The sequence below is a fragment of the Ruegeria sp. CDSB136 genome, assembly GCF_059610965.1.
In genome coordinates this window covers 219,327-238,900 of record NZ_JBXWOP010000003.1, presented here as the reverse complement: position 1 = coordinate 238,900, position 19,574 = coordinate 219,327, and the positions used below count along the sequence as shown (strand labels likewise).

Genomic DNA, 19,574 nt, shown 5'->3' with positions numbered 1-19,574 from the left:
GAAGGCCCGAATGTGGCTGAATTAAGATTTCTTAATCTCGCGATCATGAAAGCCCAAACCTGAAGCGGCATCTTCTGTCTCAACGCGCGGGTGTAACCGCGTGATGTTAACAGGAGAACTAAATGAGCATCCGAAAATCCTCGCTTCTTTTGCCACGAACGTCTGGCTGGATCGGGGCCAGCGCCCTGGGCGCAACCATGCTGGCCTCGACCGCCCTGCCGTCGTTGGCCGATGAAGCCCTGGCAGACCTGGTCGAATCCGTTTCGCCATCGGTCGTGACCATTATCGCCAAACAACAGGCCGCCCCTACCCCGGTTCAGGGAAAAGAGTTTGATTTCGAAGGCCACCCGTTCGGTGAGTTCTTCAAGCGCTTCGGCATGCCTGAAGGTTTCGACGCCCCCCAACGCGGCCCGACCCAGGGGCTGGGTTCGGGATTTGTGCTGGATGAGGACGGCTACATCGTCACCAACCACCATGTCGTAGACAATGCCGCCACGGTTACGGTCCGTCTGAGCGATGACCGAACCTTCGAAGCCGAGATCGTGGGGACAGACCCCCTGACCGATATCGCCGTTCTGAAAATCGACGCGGGCGAGGACCTGCAGGCCGTCAAGATGGGCGATAGTGAAGTAATCCGCGTCGGTGAAGACGTGGTCGCTATCGGCAATCCGTTCGGTCTGCATTCGACCGTGACCACCGGTATCGTTTCGGCCAAAGGCCGCAACATCTCGCAAGGGCCATATGCTGAATTCATCCAGACGGACGCGGCCATCAACAAAGGCAACTCGGGCGGCCCGCTGTTCAACATGGAAGGCGAAGTCATCGGCGTGAACTCGGCCATCTACTCACCCAGCGGCGGCTCGGTCGGTCTGGGCTTTGCCGTAACCTCGAATATCGTCGAACACATCACCGCCGACCTTTTGGATGATGGTCAGGTAAGCCGCGGCTGGTTGGGTGTCTCGATCCAGAACGTAAGCCCCGAACTCGCGGCCGCATTGGGGATCGATTCGTCAGCAGGCGCACTTGTGTCGGATGTCGTACCCGGCAGCCCCGCGGAAGGCGCCCTGCAGCAGGGCGACGTGATCCTCAGCTTCAATGACCAGAGCGTCGATTCCAGCAGCGAGCTTCCGCTTCTGGTCGGCACGACCAAGGTCGGCACGGACAGCACGCTGACCGTGTTGCGCGACGGCAAGGAGGAACAGGTCAAACTGACCATCGGACAGCATCAGTCCGCATCGGCGGAACCCGACAAGGCGGTTGACGAGACCCTGTCCGGTACATCCCTTGGTGTGACAGTTGCCCCGCTGACAGATACCGCGCGGGCCGAAATGGGCGTTGACCAATCCGTCGAAGGTGTCGTTGTAACCGACATGTCGCCGGACAGCCCGGCTGAAAAAGCAGGGCTTCGGCGCGGTGACGTAATCGTCAAACTGGGCGGTCAGGACACGATCACTCCGGAGGCCCTGAAGGCGGCGCTGGACAGCGAAAAGACTGATCCTGCGCTGGTTCTGATCAATCGCGGTGGCAACCAGATCTTCGTCGCGGTCGAAATCGCCTGATCTGAAACATGCGCGTGCCACGTGATGGGGAAATTTGGCGCGCGCCTCGCCGGCGGGTCTGAATTGTCCGCAGCCTGCCGGCACTGCCGGGTGTGCCTGGTCGCACCCGGCATGTGCTTTATCTGAAATTTGTGTTTAAATCCCGGCAGAAAGGAACCTCGATCATGAGCAGACGCCTTCTGATCGTCGAAGATGACGAAGAGACGCGGGACTTTATCGCCAAGGGGTTTGGCGAAGAAGGATATGTTGTCGAAACTGCGGCCGATGGCCGTGAGGGGCTGTATCACGCAACTGACGGAGGATTTGACGCTGTCGTCCTTGACCGGATGCTGCCGGGTCTTGACGGGCTGTCTCTGATCAAATCCATGCGCGCCGCCGGGTTGAAGACGCCCGTACTGATGCTGACCGCCATGAGCGCCGTTGACGAGCGCGTCAAGGGCTTGCGCGCCGGTGCCGACGATTATCTGGTCAAGCCATTCTCGTTTCAGGAACTGCATGCAAGGATTGAGGCATTGTTGCGCCGCCCTCAGGAAGCCGAAGAAAACCCGACGCTAAACTGCCGGGACCTTGAAATGGACCTGTTGACCCGCAAGGTCACGCGCGACGGTCGTGAAATTTCCCTGACCCCGCGCGAGTTCCAGATCCTGGAATTCTTCCTGCGCCGCAAGAACCGCGTGGTGTCCCGCACCATGCTGCTGGAAGGCGTGTGGGACTACCACTTTGATCCCAATACCAATGTCGTCGATGTCCATATCTCAAAACTCCGCCGTCAGTTGGATGAAGGCGACGCCCAGCCCCTGATTGAAACTGTCCGGGGGGCCGGTTACATGATTTCTGATGGCTAACCTGCGACTGTCCCTGCGAAATTCGCGTACGCGGCTTGTTTTGGCCAGCATGATCCTCAGCACATTGCTGACTGCGACCGTTCTAGGACTGGTCTATTTGACGGCAAACAGAACGATCGAAGGCGAAACGCGGTCTGTCGTAACCGCCGAGCTGACCGGGCTGGCGGACGAATACGACAGACGCGGAATGATCGGATTGATATCAGCCATTGATCGCCGTCTTGCGAACGCGGCCGAACGTGACGCTTTGTATTTGTTGACGGACAGGTTTGGAACACCTCTTGCCGGTAATCTCGCACAATGGCCCGACGATGTGACTGCAGGCAGCGGATGGGTCGATCTTCAGGTGCGGCAAACCGAATCCAATCAGTTTGTTCCGATTTCGGCGGCATCGGTCCGGCTGCCCGGCGGTGAAAGGCTTCTGGTTGGACGGGACGCGTCCGCCAGACAGCAGTTCGACCGTGTGCTGTTTCAATCAGTGGCGCTCGCCCTGGCCATTGCACTGGTTCTGAGCCTGCTGACCGGATGGTTGTTAACCCGGCTGGTGTTTTCCCGTCTCAAGGATGTTGCGGACACCGCGGACAACATCGTGTCCGGCGACCTGAGCCGCCGCATTCCTATTCGCGGCACGGGGGATGAATTCGATCAGGTCGCAGGCACCCTGAACAACATGCTGGACCGGATCGAAGAACTGATCAGCAACCTGCGCACGACATCAAACTCGATTGCCCATGATTTGCGCTCGCCCCTTTCGCGGCTTCGGCAAAGGATCGAAGCCTTGACCGATCCCGGCAAGAGTGGTCTGGACCGAGAAGTCGACATCGCCCGCGCGACCGGTGAAATCGACCACGTTTTGCGGGTTTTGGGTCAGTTGACCGAGATTTCACGCGCCGAGGCCGGTCTGGGCCGGGAACAGTTCGAAACAGTTGACCTGCAACAGTTGGTGGGCGACGTGGTGGACCTGTACGAGCCTGTCGCGGCGGACCAGGGTATCCGACTTTTAGTATCCGGCGAAGCAAAGCCTATTCAGGGGCATCGACCGCTTCTGTCCCAGGCTTTGTCAAACTTACTCGAAAACGCGATGAGATACGCGCCCGAAGAGTCTGATATTACGATAAACCTGTCCGGAATAAAGGATTACGTTCTTCTTAGCGTCAGAGACCAGGGCCCCGGTGTTCCGCCCGAGGATCTGCCGCGCCTGCAACTGCCATTCGTCACGCTTGATCCTGCGCGCACCGAACGCAATTCCGGGCTGGGTCTGGCGCTGGTCGCGGCAATTTCGCACATGCATGGGGGCAAATTCTCGGCACGCAATTGCAATCCGGGGCTTGAAGCAACCCTGACGCTGGCGCGAAAGGGTTAGTCGGGAATCCCGTCAATCGCCATCATCTTGTTTTTATAACGCTTATCCCCGGTCACATCTGTACCGAACCAGCTTGGCGGCCTGAACCCTTCTGCTTCGGCCGCCGATGTGAACTCGACCTCGACCAGAGACAAGGGCGCAAGATCGCCCAGAAACACGTCCAGCTCAAACACCCGACCATCCGGCAACTCCCCGGTATAGCGCTCTTTTTCGACCCTGCGGCCCTCGGTCTCGGGCCAGAAGGTGTTGAATTGTTCGGGTGTGATTTCGGCCTCTCTTTCCACACGCACCATTGCACCCTTTCCCTTCAGTGTCAGGTAATGAACGTCGTTCTTCTGACGCAACCGCAGTTCGGTGGAATCGTCTGGCGCAGTCAGATAGCCCTGCCGCACCAAGGCCTTGCGCGTTTCTGTCAGATCAGGCCGTTCAGCCACCAGAAACTTACGTTCGATTTCCGTGCTCATGTCAGGGCTTCCAACTCGTCAAACAGCGCCTTGTAGGCCCGGCTTGCCACGCTCGAGCCCGCATAAACGCTGACAGGCGCGCGGTGCATACCCATGCGTTCAATATCGGCTGCGAAGGGTATGACCGTTTTCATGAACCTCTTGCGATACAGCTTTCGCATTCCATCCATCGTTTCCAGATGAAGGGTCTTGCGCCGTTGCACCATGGAAAAGAAGGCCTTGAGCTTCTTTTTGGGCAGTTTTTTCTGTTCAAAAAAACCGATCAGCTGATCGAATGTCCGTTCCGACAGGGTCGTCGGAATGACTGGAACCACAATCTGATCGGCAGCCTTGAATACGTTCTCGGACAATGTCGAAAAGTTTGGCGGACAGTCCAGAATGACCACATCATAGTCACTGCCCGCCGCAACCAGGGCTTTCTTCAACCGGGATCTTCTGTTTTTCATTCGCGACAGGAAAACATCGAAATCGCGATAGGTCAGGTTAGCAGGCAGGACGTCCAGCCGGTCAAAGTCGCTGGCGCGGATCGATTTGGTAAACCGTTCCACATCCTCGAAGAATCGTGTTTCAATCAGCTTTTTTGACGGCTTTACCCGCAGGTAGAATCCTGACGCCCCTTGGGAATCCAGATCACACAGCAGCACGTTTTGACCCGAACGCGCATAAGCATAGGCAAGATTGACCGAGGTCGCGGTTTTCCCCACACCACCTTTGTTGCTGTAGCAGGCAATGGTTTTCAATCCTCAGTCCCCCTTATGATGAAACAAGCTGCGGAAAAGATGCCGGATGTCCGGGCTGTCAAAATGGTTGAAATTGGCGATCACACGATCCCGTTCGGACTTTTGCCGCTGATCAAGCACCGAAATCAGCCCACCAGCGGCCAAGGCCATTTGGGCGTCCACCCGGCCTTGTGTGTTCGACTGTTTAGTCACAAACCCTAGCAGCGCGTCCTGCTGGACTGAACAGTCATTGAAACGCCCCAGATTATCTTGCAACTTTTTCAATGGCTTGATGATCGACTTGAATGCCTTTGCATCAAAAAGTGGTGCAAAGTACTCCATAAGATACCTGAGTTTCTTGCAGTCGATCCTGAGATCGTGGACCGCTTTATCCGGGGTCATGGGGGATATACGCCGCGCCCTTTTGCAAACCTTGCGGTAGCGTTTCCAGATCAGGGCGCAAGCATATTCATAAGCGCCGCGTTCGGCGTTGGGCCCGGGTTGCAAAGACTGGGGAGCTGCAAGCAGCGCCGCAAGGTCATCCATCTGCTTTTGATAGGCTGCACTGCGGAACCGACGGGACAGGCTAGAAAGTTTCTGCGCACGTTCTGTCTGGAATTGCCGAAACATGGCCTCGGCACCATCATGAAGATTGGGCGGTATCAAGCTGAAATACATATCCTTTTCCAAAAGGTACACATCCAAGTCCCGCAGCCGACCGGTCGGGGCCATAAGGTCGGAAAATTGCCGCTTGAGGGCATTCGTATGCGCAGGTGAAAAGACCCCTTTGAACAGGCTGAGAACCGAGCGGACACGCCGCAACGAAACGCGGTAATCGTGAAGAAACTCGGTATCAATGTCGGCAATAACACCCGCTTCGTTCCGCCGCGCAACAGCCAGAAAGGTGCGCATCAGATCCACGGCAACCTCGATTGAAGGCTCTTCTTTTCCCAAAAGTACGATAGGTTTGGATTGATACGGGGGCGTTTCAGGGAACAGGATGGGGTAAACGACATCAAGACCGCCTTCGTCCCCGGCCATTTCCTGCAATGCTGCGCAGATCGTTTCATAGGCGGGTTCATATCCGCGCAGGGAACGAACTCGCACCAGGGTCGCCCGCCTGTTTTCGGATTTCAGTGAAATCAGTTCGCCGCGCACACGCGTCTTTTCCAAATTGTCAACTGCGGCAAATTCCTGGATTTCCAAATCTCCTGCACCAAGGTTCATCAATGCACGCAGCTTTGGAAATCCGTTCAATGCATCACGTACCGGACCGTCCGATAGATCCTGAACGAACTTTCCCGTGCCTGTGCCCTTCTGAACCGGAAATCCTGCATTGCCCTGCAAAAGCCGCAGTGTTTCGCCGACCTCCAGCAAGATCGACCCCGCCGATCTGAGCGATTGATCGTGGCAATCCAGCCAGTTGAAGGACTGCGGCGGATCCCCTCCTTCAACCCGTAAGGCCAGCCCTTTCAGGCCCTTGTTGAACGCGAACGGGTCAAACTTCCCGTCAACAACGTACACTCCGACCAGTTGCACCATCAGGGTCGGTCCTTGAGAGGCACGCGGGGCTCATCGGTCAAAAAAGTTTCCATGATTTCTGGCACGCTCACTTCTTCGATCGCCCGGCTTTCGCGACATTGTATTCGTCTACCGATTGTTACCGGTTTCCTTGATTTTCCAACATCGGAGACTGCACGACAATATGACAGCATGAAATCGTAGCTTGGGTGATCAGGCAAGCATTGCGTCAATGTTATCTTTCAGGCCGGCGACACTCCATCAACCGGATGACAGCATCACGGCGTCCAGATAAGACTTGGGCATGTCAGATCCTGTTTCATCCATCCGCAACCTCGGCCCTGCCTTTGAACAGGCATGCGCACGCGCTGGAATTCATTCGGCGCAGGAGTTGCGCGAACTGGGGGCCGACGCGGCGTATGCCCGGCTGCTTCAGGCAGGATCACGACCGCATTTCATTGGCTACTATGTACTTGTCATGGGATTGCAGGGCCGCCCCTGGAACGATTGCAAAGGCGAGGAAAAGAAAGCGCTGCGTCAAAGGTTCGATGCGATCAAGGCCAATACAAAGACCGCCCCGCAATCGAAGTTGGTTTCGGACCTCGACGCCAACGGAGTGCGCATCACGTCGAATGACCTCAAGCCAGTTTGAACAAAAAAAACCGCCCCCGAAACCGGAGGCGGCCTAATCTGTTCACCAAAGTGGTGGCTTAGCCGACCAGCTCGATGCCCGAGAAGAAGTAAGCAATTTCAACCGCTGCTGTCTCAGGTGCGTCCGAACCGTGGACCGAGTTTTCGCCAACCGATTCAGCGAACTCGGCGCGGATGGTGCCAGCTGCTGCGTCTGCAGGGTTGGTTGCGCCCATGACTTCACGGTTCTTTGCAATGGCGCCTTCGCCTTCCAGAACCTGAACGACGACCGGAGCCGACGACATGAATTCGCACAGTTCGTCATAGAACGGACGCTCGGCGTGTACTTCGTAGAACTTGCCGGCTTGTTCCTTGGTCATGTGGATGCGCTTTTGCGCAACGATGCGCAGGCCGGCTTCTTCGAACTTGGCGTTGATCTTGCCAGTCAGGTTGCGGCGGGTTGCATCGGGTTTAATGATCGAGAATGTGCGTTCCAGTGCCATGTCGGCCTCTCCTTACTATATGGCGCGGACCCGCGCCGAAATCTATCGCGCGCCGCCTAGCATGGTCTGTGCCTTAAGAAAAGCACTATGATGCTTTGCGGATCAGATCGTGTCGGGCAACGGGTCGCGCTGGTCAATCCAGCGCACATAGAGCACAGCAAGAAGGCCCGCGAAACTGCTGACGCCCATCATCCCCAGCACGACGTAAGGTGCGTTTCCAGGGGTGACCAGTACCCCAGTGGCCGAAGTCAGGATCGCGCCCAAGGCCACTGTCATAGCGCCCGAAAGACCTGCTGCGCTGCCTGCAAGCTGGGGCCGCACGGACATCAAGCCAGCGGTCGCGTTGGCCACGGTCAGCCCGTTCCCAAACCCGACAAACACGGCGGAACCAAAGAAGGACCAGACAGTCCCCACACCCCCTGCAAAGGTCATCAAGCCGATCAAGGGGCCGACCGAAGCGATCACTCGCCCTGCAAGAATCAGGGTGCTCAGTCTTGTGCGGGCTGCAAGCCGTCCGGTCAAAAAGCTTCCGACCATGAACCCCATCGTGATGATCCCGATTCCAAGCCCCAGCAAGGCCGGGTTCAGATCGAACCACGTGGCCGCAACAAGCGGCGCACCGGTAATAAAGGCGTGGAACCCGCCGATGGAAAAGGCGGCACAGAATGAATACCCCCAGAACCGTCGCGAGTTGAACAGCAGCGGATAGAGCTTCATCTGGGCGGTGAAGGTTGCGGTTGTGTTGGTATTGGTCTCGCCCAGATCGACCCAGACCAGCGCCAGAAGGCCTGTTCCCATCAGGAAATACAGAACAAATCCGGCCCGCCAGCCGAACAACATCTCAAGCACTCCGCCCAGCATCGGGCCAAGCATTGGCGCCAGTGCCATGGCCATCGAGACATAACCCAGTTTGCTGGCGGCCTCATTGGGAGGATGCATGTCGCGGATGGCGGCGCGCGCCAGAACCTGCCCCGCGATAACAGCGCCCTGCAACATACGGAAACCCAGAAACACCCAGATCGATTGGGCCATGGCGCAGCCGATCGAGGCAATGACGAAAAGTCCCATGCAGCTCAGCAATACCGGCCTGCGACCGAACCTGTCGGACAAAGGCCCCATGATCAGTTGCAAAACCGCAGACAGCGCCAGGTACCCTGCAACAGACAGGTTCACGAGACCGTAATCTGCCTGCAAGTCGCTGCCGATATGAGGCAGAGATGGCAGAAACATGTTCAGCGACAGAACCGACAACGCAGTGATCAGGACCAGCGTGATCAGGGATGGAGGCGTTCGCGCGGGTCTCATTCAACAATCCGTTCCGGGTGAAATCATGTCAGCGCTATCACATTGATCGCGTGCTGAACATGTCAAGCTGCTGGCGGCCAATTTCACCCTCTGTTATGAGCGGCTCATGTTACGGATCGAAGACATAGCCTACGCGGTAGAAGGCCGCCCCCTGTTCGACGGGGCCAGTGCAACAATTCCTGACGGCCACAAGGTGGGTCTTGTCGGGCGCAATGGCACCGGCAAGACCACCCTCTTCCGCCTCATCCGTGGGGAATTGGCGCTGGAATCGGGCAACATCAAACTGCCCAGTCGCGCGCGGATTGGCGGGGTGGCACAGGAAGTCCCCTCCTCCGATGTTTCGCTGATCAATACGGTTCTGGCCGCCGACACCGAACGCAGCGCGCTGTTGGCCGAGGCCGACGCAGCCACCGACCCGGCGCGGATTGCCGATATCCAGACACGTCTGTCCGACATCAACGCCTGGTCGGCCGAGGCGCGCGCGGCTTCGATCCTGAAAGGACTGGGTTTTGACGATGAAGACCAGTTGCGGCCCTGTTCGGATTTCTCAGGCGGGTGGCGGATGCGCGTTGCACTGGCGGCGGTGCTGTTTTCGCAACCCGATCTGCTGCTGCTGGACGAACCGACCAACTATCTGGACCTCGAAGGTGCGCTGTGGCTGGAAAGCTATCTGGCAAAATATCCGCATACGGTCATCATCATCAGTCACGACCGGGGTCTGCTGAACCGCGCGGTGGGATCGATCCTTCATCTGGAAGACCGCAAGCTGACCTATTACGCGGTGCCCTATGACAAATTCGCCGAGCGTCGCGCCGAGCGGCTGGCGCAGGCTGAATCCGAGAACGCCAAGGCCAAGGCGCGCATCGCCCATCTGCAAAGCTTTGTGGACCGGTTCCGGTACAAGGCCTCTAAAGCCGTTCAGGCCCAATCGCGCCTGAAAATGATCGAACGCATCCAACTGGTTTCGACCCCGCAAGAAGCCGCGCTACGCGCATTCTCCTTTCCTGAACCCGAGGAGCTATCTCCTCCGATCATCCAGATCGAAGGCGGCGTGACGGGCTATGGTGAGACCGAGGTTCTGCGACGTCTGAACCTGCGCATCGACCAGGACGACCGCATTGCGCTGTTGGGCAAGAACGGTCAGGGGAAATCGACCCTGTCCAAGCTGCTGTCCGACCGCCTGCCCCTGATGGCCGGCAAAATGACCCGCAGCAACAAGTTGCGGATCGGCTATTTCGCCCAGCATCAGGTGGATGAGCTTTATGTTGATGAAACGCCGCTGGATCACTTGCGCCGCCTGCGCCCAAACGAGGCGCCGGGCAAGTGGCGGTCTCGTCTGGCCGGATTCGGTTTGAACGCCGATCAGGCCGAGACAGTGGTCGGCCGCCTCTCGGGCGGACAGAAGGCCCGCCTGTCGCTGCTGATCGCAACGATCGACGCGCCGCATATGCTGATCCTCGACGAACCGACAAACCACTTGGACATCGAAAGTCGCGAGGCGCTGGTCGAGGCGCTGACTGAATATTCCGGCGCGGTTGTTCTGGTCAGCCACGACATGCATTTGCTGTCGCTGGTCGCAGATCGGCTTTGGCTGGTATCGGACGGCACGGTCAAGCCCTTTGACGGCGACCTTGAAGCCTATCGCGCCATGCTGCTGGCCCGAGAAAAACCGCTCAAGGAAAAGCCGCAAGCCGCCAAACCCAAACGCCCGTCGCGCGAGGCGATGCTGGCTCTGCGCGCTGATCTGCGCAAATGTGAGGACCGGATCGAAAAGTTGAGCGACATGCACGAGAAGCTGTCGGCCAAACTGGCTGACCCCGCGCTGTATGAAGACGACCGGATCAACGATCTGGAATCCTGGAACCGCAAATTTGCCGAAGTTGTCGAAGCCATGCAAAAGGCCGAGACCTTGTGGGTTGCGGCCGCCGAACGACTGGAACAGGCGGAATCCGCATGACCCAACCCGTCAAGGACACCAATGCCATGATTTCCGGCATGCGCCCCGTCTTGCAGCCTGGTGCGTTTGCCTTTGTGGTCTGGCCTGACAACAAACCCTGGCCTGACGGAACACGTGCAAGCTGCGTCGAGGCGGAGGGGTTGTCCCTGATCGTCCCGATTGACAGCGCGCCACAAGACACGGTCCCAATGCACTGCATCACATTGCAGATTCATTCCTCGCTGGAGGGCGTAGGCCTTACCGCCGCCGTATCTGGTGCTTTGGCGCGGCATGGAATACCTGCAAACATGGTCGCGGGATATCACCACGACCACATCTATGTCCCCGCAGCGCAGTCGCAAGACGCCTTGCGTGTCCTGCAAGACCTGCAACGGAGCAGCAAACAGTGATAGACAGCGCATTCCTGATTACCGCGTTCACGACGCTATTCGTGGTGCTCGACCCGCCTGCGCAAACACCGATCTTTGTGGCGCTGACCCAGGGCATGGATTGGAACACGCGCCGCTCGATCGCAATCCGCGCGTGTCTGACGGCGGGCGTCATTCTGGCCATGTTTGCCGCCTTTGGCGAAGCGCTTCTGGGGTTTGTCGGTATCTCGATGGAGGCATTCCGGGTCGCCGGTGGCGTCCTGCTGTTTCTGACAGCGCTCGACATGCTGTTTGAGCGCCGAACAAAACGGCGTGAAACCAGCGCCGAGGAAGAAGAACACCCCGATCCGTCAGTCTTTCCGCTGGGCATTCCTTTGATTGCAGGCCCGGGCGCGATTGCAACGATGATTTTGCTGGCGGGTCAGCAGCCCGGCATACAGGGGCTGGCCGTCGTCATCGGTGTGATGCTGGTCGTGCTGGCGATGGTGTTCGTGATGTATCTGACATCCGGCGCTGTGGCCCGTATTCTGGGCAAAACCGGGCTGAACGTACTGACCCGCCTGCTGGGCATGTTGCTGGCGGCATTGTCGGTTCAGTTCATCCTGGATGGCCTTAAGGCCTTTGGATTTGCGTCCTGAATCCCCATATATCACTCAGGTAATATTGTTGGGATAACGGTATGGATGGCGACAGCATTGCACGTTTGGCGTATCTGAGCCTGCTCGGCGCAGCGGTGGTGGCCTGGTTCATCTCTCAGAACCGGCAATCGCTGAACAAGACCCTGCAACAGATGATGGCCTGGGTGTTCATCTTTATTGGCGTGATAGCTGTGGTGGGTCTGTGGGAAGACATCCGTTCAACCGTGGGCCCTTCGGCGCAGATGTCCGTAACCGGCGACACGGTTGCGGTTCCCCGGTCTTATGACGGGCACTATTACCTGCCAGTTCTGGTGAACGGAGAGCCGATTACATTTCTCGTCGATACCGGAGCCAGTCAGATTGTCCTGAGTTCCGCAGACGCAAGGCGCGTCGGCATTGATCCGGATCAGTTGAACTATTTTGGCCGCGCCGCCACCGCGAACGGAGAAGTCCGGACAGCACCCGTACGTCTGGACAGCCTCGAGCTTGGCCCGATCGTAGACCGCAACATCTCGGCCTGGATCAACGAAGGCGAGCTGCATCAGTCCCTTCTGGGCATGGATTATCTGCATCGTTTCTCGAACATCCAGTTTGCCGATGGCCGTCTGATCCTGTCTCGTTAAATAGCTTCCGGGATCACATCCAATCTTGAGAACAAAATGGGAACATGCTAACCTGACGGCATGTCTGCACACCTTCTTGGCCGCAAACCCGCGCGCGAGGCGCCGGGGATAAAACTGCACCCTCAGATCACCCTGCAACTGGCCCGCGTGCACGAGGCCTGCGGCCCTGCCCGACGCAGCTTTGCCATGTGGCTGGCGGGTCAGGCACAGGGGCCGGTGCTGTGGATTTCCCCCGCGTGGGAGCCCGGCCAGCTGAACCCTGACGGGATGATGCCTTTTGCCGACCCCGCGCGTTTCCTGTTCGTCCGCCCCAACCGCGCCGAAGACCTGCTGTGGTGCATGGAAGAGGCGTTGCGCAGCGGGGCCATCCCGCTGATCATTGGCGACCTGCCCGGTGCGCCCGGGCTGACACCGGTACGACGGATGCATCTGGCCGCAGAACAGGGCGGCGCGATGGGGCGGGCACCGCTCGGGCTGCTGCTGACACCCGGCGATGGCGGCGCGCAAGGTGTCGAGACGCGCTGGCACATGGCGGCGAACCACAAGGGCGAGGCCCGGTCCTGGACTCTGACCCGCCGCCGCGCCCGCGCCCTGCCCCCGGTCAGCTGGCAAGCCACCCAGACCAAACCGCGCGCGGGCCTGCACCTGCACCGGACCGAAGCGCAGGATGTTCCGGCCTGATCGGGCCATTCACGAAGGATGTGATTGGCCAAACACAAAGCCGGGCTCTAGCTGAGGGTCAGAGCTAACCAATCCACCTCAGGGCCCCGATGTTAACCAGACAAGTCAATTTCCAATGCAAATACGGCACCGCATGACGCGCCTGACCCGACGCGACGTCTTGGCCGGTCTGGCCGCAGCAGCCCTGCCGCACCCGGCACAGGCGGCCCTGCGCCCTTACGAACTTGTTCCAGACGGAACCACAGTCAGCTTTACATTCGACCTGGCCGGAATCCTGCAATCCGGCACCATGCCGATCCGGTCGGCCAGCATTGCCCTTGACCTGTCAGACCTTGCCAACAGCAAGGTCGATGTCCTCATGGATGTTGCCAAGGCGCGAACCCGAATGCCCATTGCAAAAGGACCGATGCTGAGCGCGAGTGTGCTGGACGCCAGCACCTATCCGACCATCCGTTTCAGATCGACCCGCATTCAACTTGGCCAAAGTGGCCGCATCTCTGACGGCGCGCAAATTACCGGCGATCTGACCTTGCGCGGCATCACACGTCCGATCACACTGCAGGCCGCGCTGTACCGTCAGCGCGGCACTGCGACCCAAGACCTGAACGAATTGTCGATCCGCCTGCGCGGCGCCCTGAACCGGCACGATTTTGGCGCGTCGGGCTATGCCGATCTGGTGCAGGACACAGTGGGGCTGGACATTCGTGCCGAAATCAAAGGTAAAGACTGAAGGGATTTGACAAAAACGACTCCGCAAGGTCGATAACGTGCGTGAAATCCCGGCCTGGACAGTCAAGTTGAGAACATCATGCGTACACTCATTTCCTTTGCGGCCCTGTTTCTTTCCGTCATTTTACTACAACTGTCGACAGGCGGCGTGGGTCCACTGGACGCAATTTCCGGTCTGACGCTCAACTTTACCACCGAGCAGATCGGTATGCTGGGTTCGGCCCATTTCCTGGGCTTTTTCGTAGGATGCTGGTGGGCTCCGCGTCTGATGGGCAACGTCGGCCATTCCCGCGCTTTTGCCGTGTGCACCGCGCTGGGGGCCATGGGGCTGATCGGACACACGCTGACTGAAAATCCATATATCTGGGCCGCGTTGCGCGTAGCCTCGGGAACATGCGTTGCGGGAAGCTATACGGTGATCGAGGCATGGTTGAACGCCAAGGTCACGAACGAGACACGCGGGCGCGCCATGGGCACTTATCGTATCGTGGATATGGGGGCGTCCCTAAGCGCTCAGCTGATCATCGCGGTCCTGCCGCCTGCCTCTTATGTCTCGTACAATTTGCTGGCCATCCTGTGCTGCGCCGCGTTGCTGCCGCTGACGTTGACCCGGGCCAGCCAGCCCCAAACACCCGACGCGCCGCGACTACGACCAAAACTCGCCTGGAGCAGCTCTCCGTTGGCGGTGGCGGGCGTGATCGTCGCCGCGCTGAGTTCTGCATCGTTCAGGATGGTCGGCCCGGTATACGGGCAAGAAGTGGGTCTGGGCGTGGATCAGATCGCGTTCTTTCTGGCTTCGTTCGTGCTGGGCGGGGCGTTGGCGCAATACCCGATGGGATGGCTTGCAGACAAATATGACAGACGATGGGTGCTGATCTGGTTGTCCTTCGCGGCGGTGCTCAGCTGTGGGGTGACGATGGCGGCAAGTGACACAGGCACAGTAGGTGTCATGCTGGCTGCAGGACTGTTCGGCTTCACGACATTCCCGATCTTTTCGGTGTCATCCGCACACGCCAACGATTTTGCCACAACCGAACAGCGGGTCGAACTATCTGCGGCTCTGATGTTCTGGTACGCCCTTGGCGCAATCGCCTCGCCCTATGTCTCGTCTACACTGATCCAGGAATTCGGTCCCGGAGCGTTGTTTGCCTTTGTCGCGCTGGGCCATGTGTTCCTGATCGGGTTTGGCCTGGCTCGGATGAGATCGCGGCCAACGCCGGAAGAACGGACCAACTATGTCTATGCCCCCCGCACCTCGTTCACGGTCGGCCGTCTGCTGAAACGGTCGCGTGAAGGTCGATAAAACAAGGGCCGGGAAAGCCCCGGCCCGGGTTCGACAGTGTTCGGCCTGCGCCTTTTCACGACGTGCCGCGGCATAGTTGGTTGTTCAAGCAGTCGTGTAAGAAACTAAGCCCCGGACGCTAGTCCGAAGGCGGAGAAGACGGGATCATTTCATCCAGAATTGAACCTGCCTCATATCCCAGCAGATCAACTTCCATTCGCCCCGGATCTCCGAAAGCCCAGGCCCCCACGTGACGTTGCATTCTCTCATAGCCGACGAAATCAGCCATCGCCTCGTTGCCATGCGCGTTTTCCGCAAACATGACCTGGCCCGCCGCAACTTTCTGCGGCATCACGCGCTCCAGATACAGTTCCACGACATTGGTCCCCGTAACATTGGACCCGCCGTGATGAACGACATACATTTTGTCCCAGTCTTCTTTACTGATAGCGGCACGCGCATCTGACACGGCCTTGTGCAACGTGGACAGCTCGGCCCGAGCCGCTTGGCGCATGTTGGCCGCCCAAACCGGACGCATCTCGTTGATAGCGTTTGCTACGTCCTGCCGCGTGAGGGTACCGCGCTTCACCGCCCCGCTGGTGAAGGTGCGCGCGGCCTCAAGCATCTGTCGTTGTCGGGCAATCTCGTTTTCAGGCAGGTCAAGGCCCTCCAACGACGGCAACAACGTGTCGATTTCTTGCGCAATGGCTGCAAAGTCCTTTTTCCACCTTGCATCAGCGTCATTTTCCTCGGGCCAGGGGGTGACGGCACCGATGATCCCTAAAAGAACGTGGGATGTGGACTTGAATATTAGATAGTTTGGCGCGCCCCTGGGAAAGGACACCTGACCATTCTCGGACAGGATCGTAACATCCCGCGCGATCACCATGACCGGTCGGGTCTGAGACGTTAGTGCATCCTGGCCACGGCGAAAAACCGACAGCATAGCCTTGTCAAAGCTTTCAATCGCATCCATGGCTTTGCTTTGGTCAGCCTGAACGCTCGGCGTGGCGAATGCTGTCAGACACAGAATGGCGGACACCTGTATCAGGCGATGAACCCCGAATAGCTTCATTTCAAACCCCCGTTAACAATTTGCGCGACCATCATACATGGTCCGAGACCACCGCGCGAAGGCCACATTGCTTCTGCACTTACGCGTCTTTTCGGGCGTCTATCGGTGTAACCGGTCTTTTGCTGGCGAGATTCATACTGTAGACGGGCGCGCAGACAGATACGCGGAAACGGAAAATGGCTCGGATTCTCATCACCTCGGCGATCCCTTACATCAACGGGATCAAACACCTCGGCAATTTGATCGGCTCGCAATTGCCTGCTGATCTTTACGCACGCTACCAGCGTGGCCGGGGGAATGAGGTCATGTTCCTTTGCGCCACCGATGAACACGGGACACCGGCCGAACTGGCTGCCGCCAAGGCAGGAAAACCGGTCGCGGAATATTGCGCCGAGATGTACGGCATTCAGGCCGATATCGCCAAGCGGTTTGGCCTGAGCTTCGATCACTTCGGACGCTCCTCCAGCGAGCAGAACAAGAAATTGACGCAGCATTTTGCAGGCAAACTGGATGACGCCGGGCTGATCCGCGAAGTCAGCGAGAAACAGGTCTATTCCAACGCCGACAAACGGTTCCTGCCCGACCGCTACATCGAGGGCACCTGCCCCAACTGTGGCTACGAGCGCGCGCGCGGTGACCAGTGCGAGAACTGCACCAAGCAGTTGGACCCGACCGACCTGATCGAGCCACGCTCGGCCATTTCCGGCTCGACCGATCTGGAAGTGCGCGAAACCAAACACCTGTATCTGCGTCAATCAGCGATGAAAGACCAGTTGGATGCATGGATCGACAGCAAGACAGACTGGCCGATCCTGACCACATCAATTGCCAAAAAGTGGCTGCATGACGGCGACGGCCTGCAAGATCGGGGTATCACCCGCGATCTGGAATGGGGCGTTCCGGTCAAGAAAGGCGAACAGGACTGGCCGGGGATGGAAGGCAAGGTCTTCTATGTCTGGTTCGACGCGCCGATTGAATACATCGCCTGCGCCAAGGAATGGGCGGATGCGAACGGCAGGACCGACGCCGATTGGGAACGCTGGTGGCGTACCGACAAGGGTGCCGATGACGTGCGTTACGTTCAGTTCATGGGCAAGGACAACGTGCCCTTCCACACACTGTCCTTCCCGGCGACCATTCTGGGATCGGGCGAGCCTTGGAAGATGGTGGACCATCTGAAATCCTTCAACTACCTGAACTACGATGGTGGCCAGTTCTCAACCAGCCAAGGTCGTGGTGTGTTCATGGATCAGGCGCTGGAGATCCTGCCTGCCGATTACTGGCGCTGGTGGTTGCTGAGCCATGCGCCCGAAAGCAGCGACAGTGAGTTCACCTGGGAAAACTTCCAGCAATCAGTGAACAAGGACCTGGCCGACGTGCTGGGCAACTTCGTCAGCCGTATTACCAAGTTCTGCCGCTCGAAATTCGGCGAGGCCGTGCCAGAAGGCAGTGCCTTCGGCGACCGGGAACAAGCGCTGATTGAGGAGTTCACCAAACGTGTTCGCGCTTATGAAGGTCACATGGAGGCGATGGATGTCCGCAAATCCGCGCAAGAACTGCGGGCCATCTGGGTTGCGGGCAATGAATATCTGCAAGCCGCCGCCCCTTGGTCGACCTTCAAGGAAGACCCTGAACAGGCTGCCGCACAGGTTCGGCTGGGCCTGAACCTGATCCGGCTTTATGCAGTTCTAAGCGCGCCGTTCATCCCCGACACCTCAGCCCGGATGCTGAGCGCGATGAATACGCTGGACACCGGCTGGCCCGACGATATCGCCGACGCGCTCAACGCCCTGCCCGCCGGTCACGCGTTCACAGTGCCCGAGGTTTTGTTCGCCAAGATCACCGACGAACAACGCGAAGACTGGCAAACGCGGTTTGCCGGAACGCGCACCTGACCGAACATTCATTTGAAATACCAAAACGGGGGCCGCTTGAGCCCCCGTTTTTGTTTGGGCACCGACCTAAATGTACCAATCGGCGGAGAAATCTCTGCATGCATAGTGGAAGGGAACACATTCAAGACACTTGAGATATTGTCTTAAAGCGGCCATCCTGCCACGTAATTCCGCCGACTCAAAAAGGCACACATGCCATCGCGGCGCCTAATCCATAGATTGAACGAGGCTCTTTCCATGTCCCTTGCAGCAAAGCACCCGATTTTCCGTAGCAGCGGAGCAGTCAGGACACTTGGCAAGTATTTTGCCGTTCTGGCCTGTCTGGGCATGGTCCAACCTGCACTGGCACAGGAACAAAGCGACGCGCCGCCGCCCAAGGTTTCCATCGCGGCCGCCTATTCCGAGGAAATCACTGACGAGGCCGTGTTCATCGGGCGCGCCGAAGCCATCGACAAGGTCGATATTGTCGCCCGGGTCAGCGGGTTCCTAGATAGCCAGAATGTCGAGGACGGAGCCTCCGTGACCCAGGGCGACCTGCTGTTCACTATTGAACCCGACCTGTATCAGGCCACTCTGGAGGCTCGCAAAGCCGATCTGGATCGCGCCGAGGCCAATCTGGAACTGGCCAAGGTCGATCTGGCCCGTAAGGAAGAATTGTACAAGCGCGACGCGACGCCGGAATCGGAACGCGATATTGCCCGCGCCAACGAACTGGTCGCCGAGGCCGAGGTGAAAGCGGCCAATGCCGCCATTCAACAGGCAGAACTGGACCTGAGCTACACTGAAATTCACGCGCCTTTCACGGGCCGGATCGGACGGGTATCCACCAGTGTCGGCGACGTCGTCGGCCCGACCAATCCGCCGCTTGTCAATCTGGTCAGCGAAGCGCCGATCTATGTCAATTTCTCGCTGAACGAAAAACAGTTCACCACGGTTCTGCAGGCCGTCGATGAAAACGCCTCATCCCTGGCCGAAAGCAACAAAAGCCCGGTGGTCAGGGTGACGCTGCCCAATGGCACAGAGCTGGACGAAACCGGCGAGATCGTATTTGTCGACAACCGCATTGACCCGCTGACCGGTGCCATCACCGTCCGCGCCCAGTTCGACAACGAAAGCCGCCTGATCCTCGACGGTGCATTCCTGAATGTCCATATCGAGGCATTGGAGCCGACCTTGCGGGTTCTGGTCCCGCAGGCTGCACTGCAACGCGATCAGCGCGGCGAATTCGTTCTGGTCGTCAACGACAAACAGATGGTCGAACAACGCTATATCACCACCGGCGATACATTCGGCACCGCGATCATCGTGCTTGACGGGCTGCGCGAGGGAGAAAGCGTCATCGTCGAAGGGCTGCAAAGGGTTCGCCCGGGTGTCGCGGTGGATGCGGTTGTCGCATCCGAGCAGCCGGGAGAATAAC

19 protein-coding genes are annotated in these 19,574 nt (G+C 58.4%); 13 read left to right on the top strand and 6 right to left on the bottom strand.

Annotation, left to right across the window (positions count from 1 at the left end; all coding sequences use genetic code 11):
- Positions 1 to 122 precede the first annotated feature (122 nt).
- From AC2FIR_RS05245 to AC2FIR_RS05235, 3 genes are all read left to right on the top strand, one after another.
- Positions 123 to 1,559, top strand: coding sequence for a DegQ family serine endoprotease (locus AC2FIR_RS05245; protein WP_170616301.1), 1,437 nt, complete (start codon positions 123 to 125; stop codon positions 1,557 to 1,559).
- Positions 1,560 to 1,723: 164 nt separating this feature from the next.
- Complete coding sequence (locus AC2FIR_RS05240; RefSeq protein ID WP_170616300.1) at positions 1,724 to 2,404, top strand: response regulator transcription factor; 681 nt, start codon at positions 1,724 to 1,726, stop codon at positions 2,402 to 2,404.
- Positions 2,397 to 3,767, top strand: a complete 1,371-nt coding sequence (locus AC2FIR_RS05235; protein WP_170616298.1) for a sensor histidine kinase — start codon at positions 2,397 to 2,399, stop codon at positions 3,765 to 3,767. The genes AC2FIR_RS05240 and AC2FIR_RS05235 overlap by 8 nt, the downstream gene beginning before the upstream one ends.
- Here the strand turns inward: AC2FIR_RS05235 and AC2FIR_RS05230 are convergent.
- The 3 genes from AC2FIR_RS05230 to AC2FIR_RS05220 are packed head-to-tail and all read right to left on the bottom strand — an operon-like array spanning position 3,764 to position 6,492.
- Positions 3,764 to 4,231: a CYTH domain-containing protein gene (locus AC2FIR_RS05230; RefSeq protein WP_170616296.1), complete on the bottom strand. Its 468-nt coding sequence runs from the start codon at positions 4,229 to 4,231 to the stop codon at positions 3,764 to 3,766. The two genes, AC2FIR_RS05235 and AC2FIR_RS05230, sit on opposite strands and share 4 nt — an antisense overlap.
- Positions 4,228 to 4,971, bottom strand: coding sequence for a ParA family protein (locus AC2FIR_RS05225; RefSeq protein ID WP_496744691.1), 744 nt, complete (start codon positions 4,969 to 4,971; stop codon positions 4,228 to 4,230). Before AC2FIR_RS05225 ends, AC2FIR_RS05230 begins: the two co-directional genes overlap by 4 nt.
- 3 nt (positions 4,972 to 4,974) lie before the next feature.
- Positions 4,975 to 6,492: a CHAD domain-containing protein gene (locus AC2FIR_RS05220; protein WP_496761997.1), complete on the bottom strand. Its 1,518-nt coding sequence runs from the start codon at positions 6,490 to 6,492 to the stop codon at positions 4,975 to 4,977.
- A gap of 283 nt (positions 6,493 to 6,775) precedes the next feature.
- On the opposite strand from AC2FIR_RS05220, the gene AC2FIR_RS05215 reads away from it, so the two are divergent.
- Positions 6,776 to 7,123: a TfoX/Sxy family protein gene (locus AC2FIR_RS05215; RefSeq protein WP_496744687.1), complete on the top strand. Its 348-nt coding sequence runs from the start codon at positions 6,776 to 6,778 to the stop codon at positions 7,121 to 7,123.
- A gap of 58 nt (positions 7,124 to 7,181) precedes the next feature.
- Here AC2FIR_RS05215 and ndk read toward each other — a convergent pair whose 3' ends face one another.
- Complete coding sequence (gene ndk / locus AC2FIR_RS05210; protein WP_155143779.1) at positions 7,182 to 7,604, bottom strand: nucleoside-diphosphate kinase; 423 nt, start codon at positions 7,602 to 7,604, stop codon at positions 7,182 to 7,184.
- 102 nt (positions 7,605 to 7,706) lie between these two features.
- Positions 7,707 to 8,909 (bottom strand): multidrug effflux MFS transporter, encoded by a 1,203-nt coding sequence (locus AC2FIR_RS05205; RefSeq protein ID WP_496744685.1) that lies wholly within the window; start codon positions 8,907 to 8,909, stop codon positions 7,707 to 7,709.
- Between the two features lie 106 nt (positions 8,910 to 9,015).
- On the opposite strand from AC2FIR_RS05205, the gene AC2FIR_RS05200 reads away from it, so the two are divergent.
- From AC2FIR_RS05200 to AC2FIR_RS05170, 7 genes are all read left to right on the top strand, one after another.
- The gene (locus AC2FIR_RS05200; RefSeq protein ID WP_496744683.1) at positions 9,016 to 10,866 is read left to right on the top strand and encodes an ABC-F family ATP-binding cassette domain-containing protein; all 1,851 of its coding nucleotides are present in this window, start codon (positions 9,016 to 9,018) and stop codon (positions 10,864 to 10,866) included.
- On the top strand, positions 10,863 to 11,255 hold the full coding sequence (locus AC2FIR_RS05195; RefSeq protein ID WP_496761994.1) for an ACT domain-containing protein: 393 nt from the start codon (positions 10,863 to 10,865) through the stop codon (positions 11,253 to 11,255). The genes AC2FIR_RS05200 and AC2FIR_RS05195 overlap by 4 nt, the downstream gene beginning before the upstream one ends.
- Positions 11,252 to 11,872, top strand: coding sequence for a MarC family protein (locus tag AC2FIR_RS05190; protein WP_170616279.1), 621 nt, complete (start codon positions 11,252 to 11,254; stop codon positions 11,870 to 11,872). Before AC2FIR_RS05195 ends, AC2FIR_RS05190 begins: the two co-directional genes overlap by 4 nt.
- A 41-nt stretch (positions 11,873 to 11,913) precedes the next feature.
- Positions 11,914 to 12,495 carry a TIGR02281 family clan AA aspartic protease gene (locus AC2FIR_RS05185; protein ID WP_170806208.1) on the top strand — a complete coding sequence of 194 codons (582 nt, stop codon included), beginning with the start codon at positions 11,914 to 11,916 and terminating at the stop codon, positions 12,493 to 12,495.
- A gap of 60 nt (positions 12,496 to 12,555) precedes the next feature.
- Positions 12,556 to 13,176 carry an ImuA family protein gene (locus tag AC2FIR_RS05180; RefSeq protein ID WP_170676757.1) on the top strand — a complete coding sequence of 207 codons (621 nt, stop codon included), beginning with the start codon at positions 12,556 to 12,558 and terminating at the stop codon, positions 13,174 to 13,176.
- A gap of 133 nt (positions 13,177 to 13,309) precedes the next feature.
- On the top strand, positions 13,310 to 13,906 hold the full coding sequence (locus AC2FIR_RS05175) for a YceI family protein (protein ID WP_170616262.1): 597 nt from the start codon (positions 13,310 to 13,312) through the stop codon (positions 13,904 to 13,906).
- A 78-nt stretch (positions 13,907 to 13,984) separates the two neighbouring features.
- The gene (locus tag AC2FIR_RS05170) at positions 13,985 to 15,208 is read left to right on the top strand and encodes an MFS transporter (RefSeq protein WP_480910216.1); all 1,224 of its coding nucleotides are present in this window, start codon (positions 13,985 to 13,987) and stop codon (positions 15,206 to 15,208) included.
- Between the two features lie 118 nt (positions 15,209 to 15,326).
- On the opposite strand, the gene AC2FIR_RS05165 is transcribed toward AC2FIR_RS05170, so the two are convergent.
- Complete coding sequence (locus AC2FIR_RS05165; RefSeq protein WP_496744680.1) at positions 15,327 to 16,262, bottom strand: hypothetical protein; 936 nt, start codon at positions 16,260 to 16,262, stop codon at positions 15,327 to 15,329.
- A 176-nt stretch (positions 16,263 to 16,438) separates the two neighbouring features.
- On the opposite strand from AC2FIR_RS05165, the gene metG reads away from it, so the two are divergent.
- Together metG and AC2FIR_RS05155 are read left to right on the top strand one after the other, a co-directional pair.
- Positions 16,439 to 18,157 carry a methionine--tRNA ligase gene (metG, locus tag AC2FIR_RS05160; RefSeq protein WP_496744678.1) on the top strand — a complete coding sequence of 573 codons (1,719 nt, stop codon included), beginning with the start codon at positions 16,439 to 16,441 and terminating at the stop codon, positions 18,155 to 18,157.
- Between the two features lie 237 nt (positions 18,158 to 18,394).
- A complete protein-coding gene (locus tag AC2FIR_RS05155; RefSeq protein ID WP_170616254.1) occupies positions 18,395 to 19,573 on the top strand; it encodes an efflux RND transporter periplasmic adaptor subunit in 1,179 nt (392 codons plus the stop codon).
- The last annotated feature ends 1 nt before the right edge of the window (position 19,574 follow it).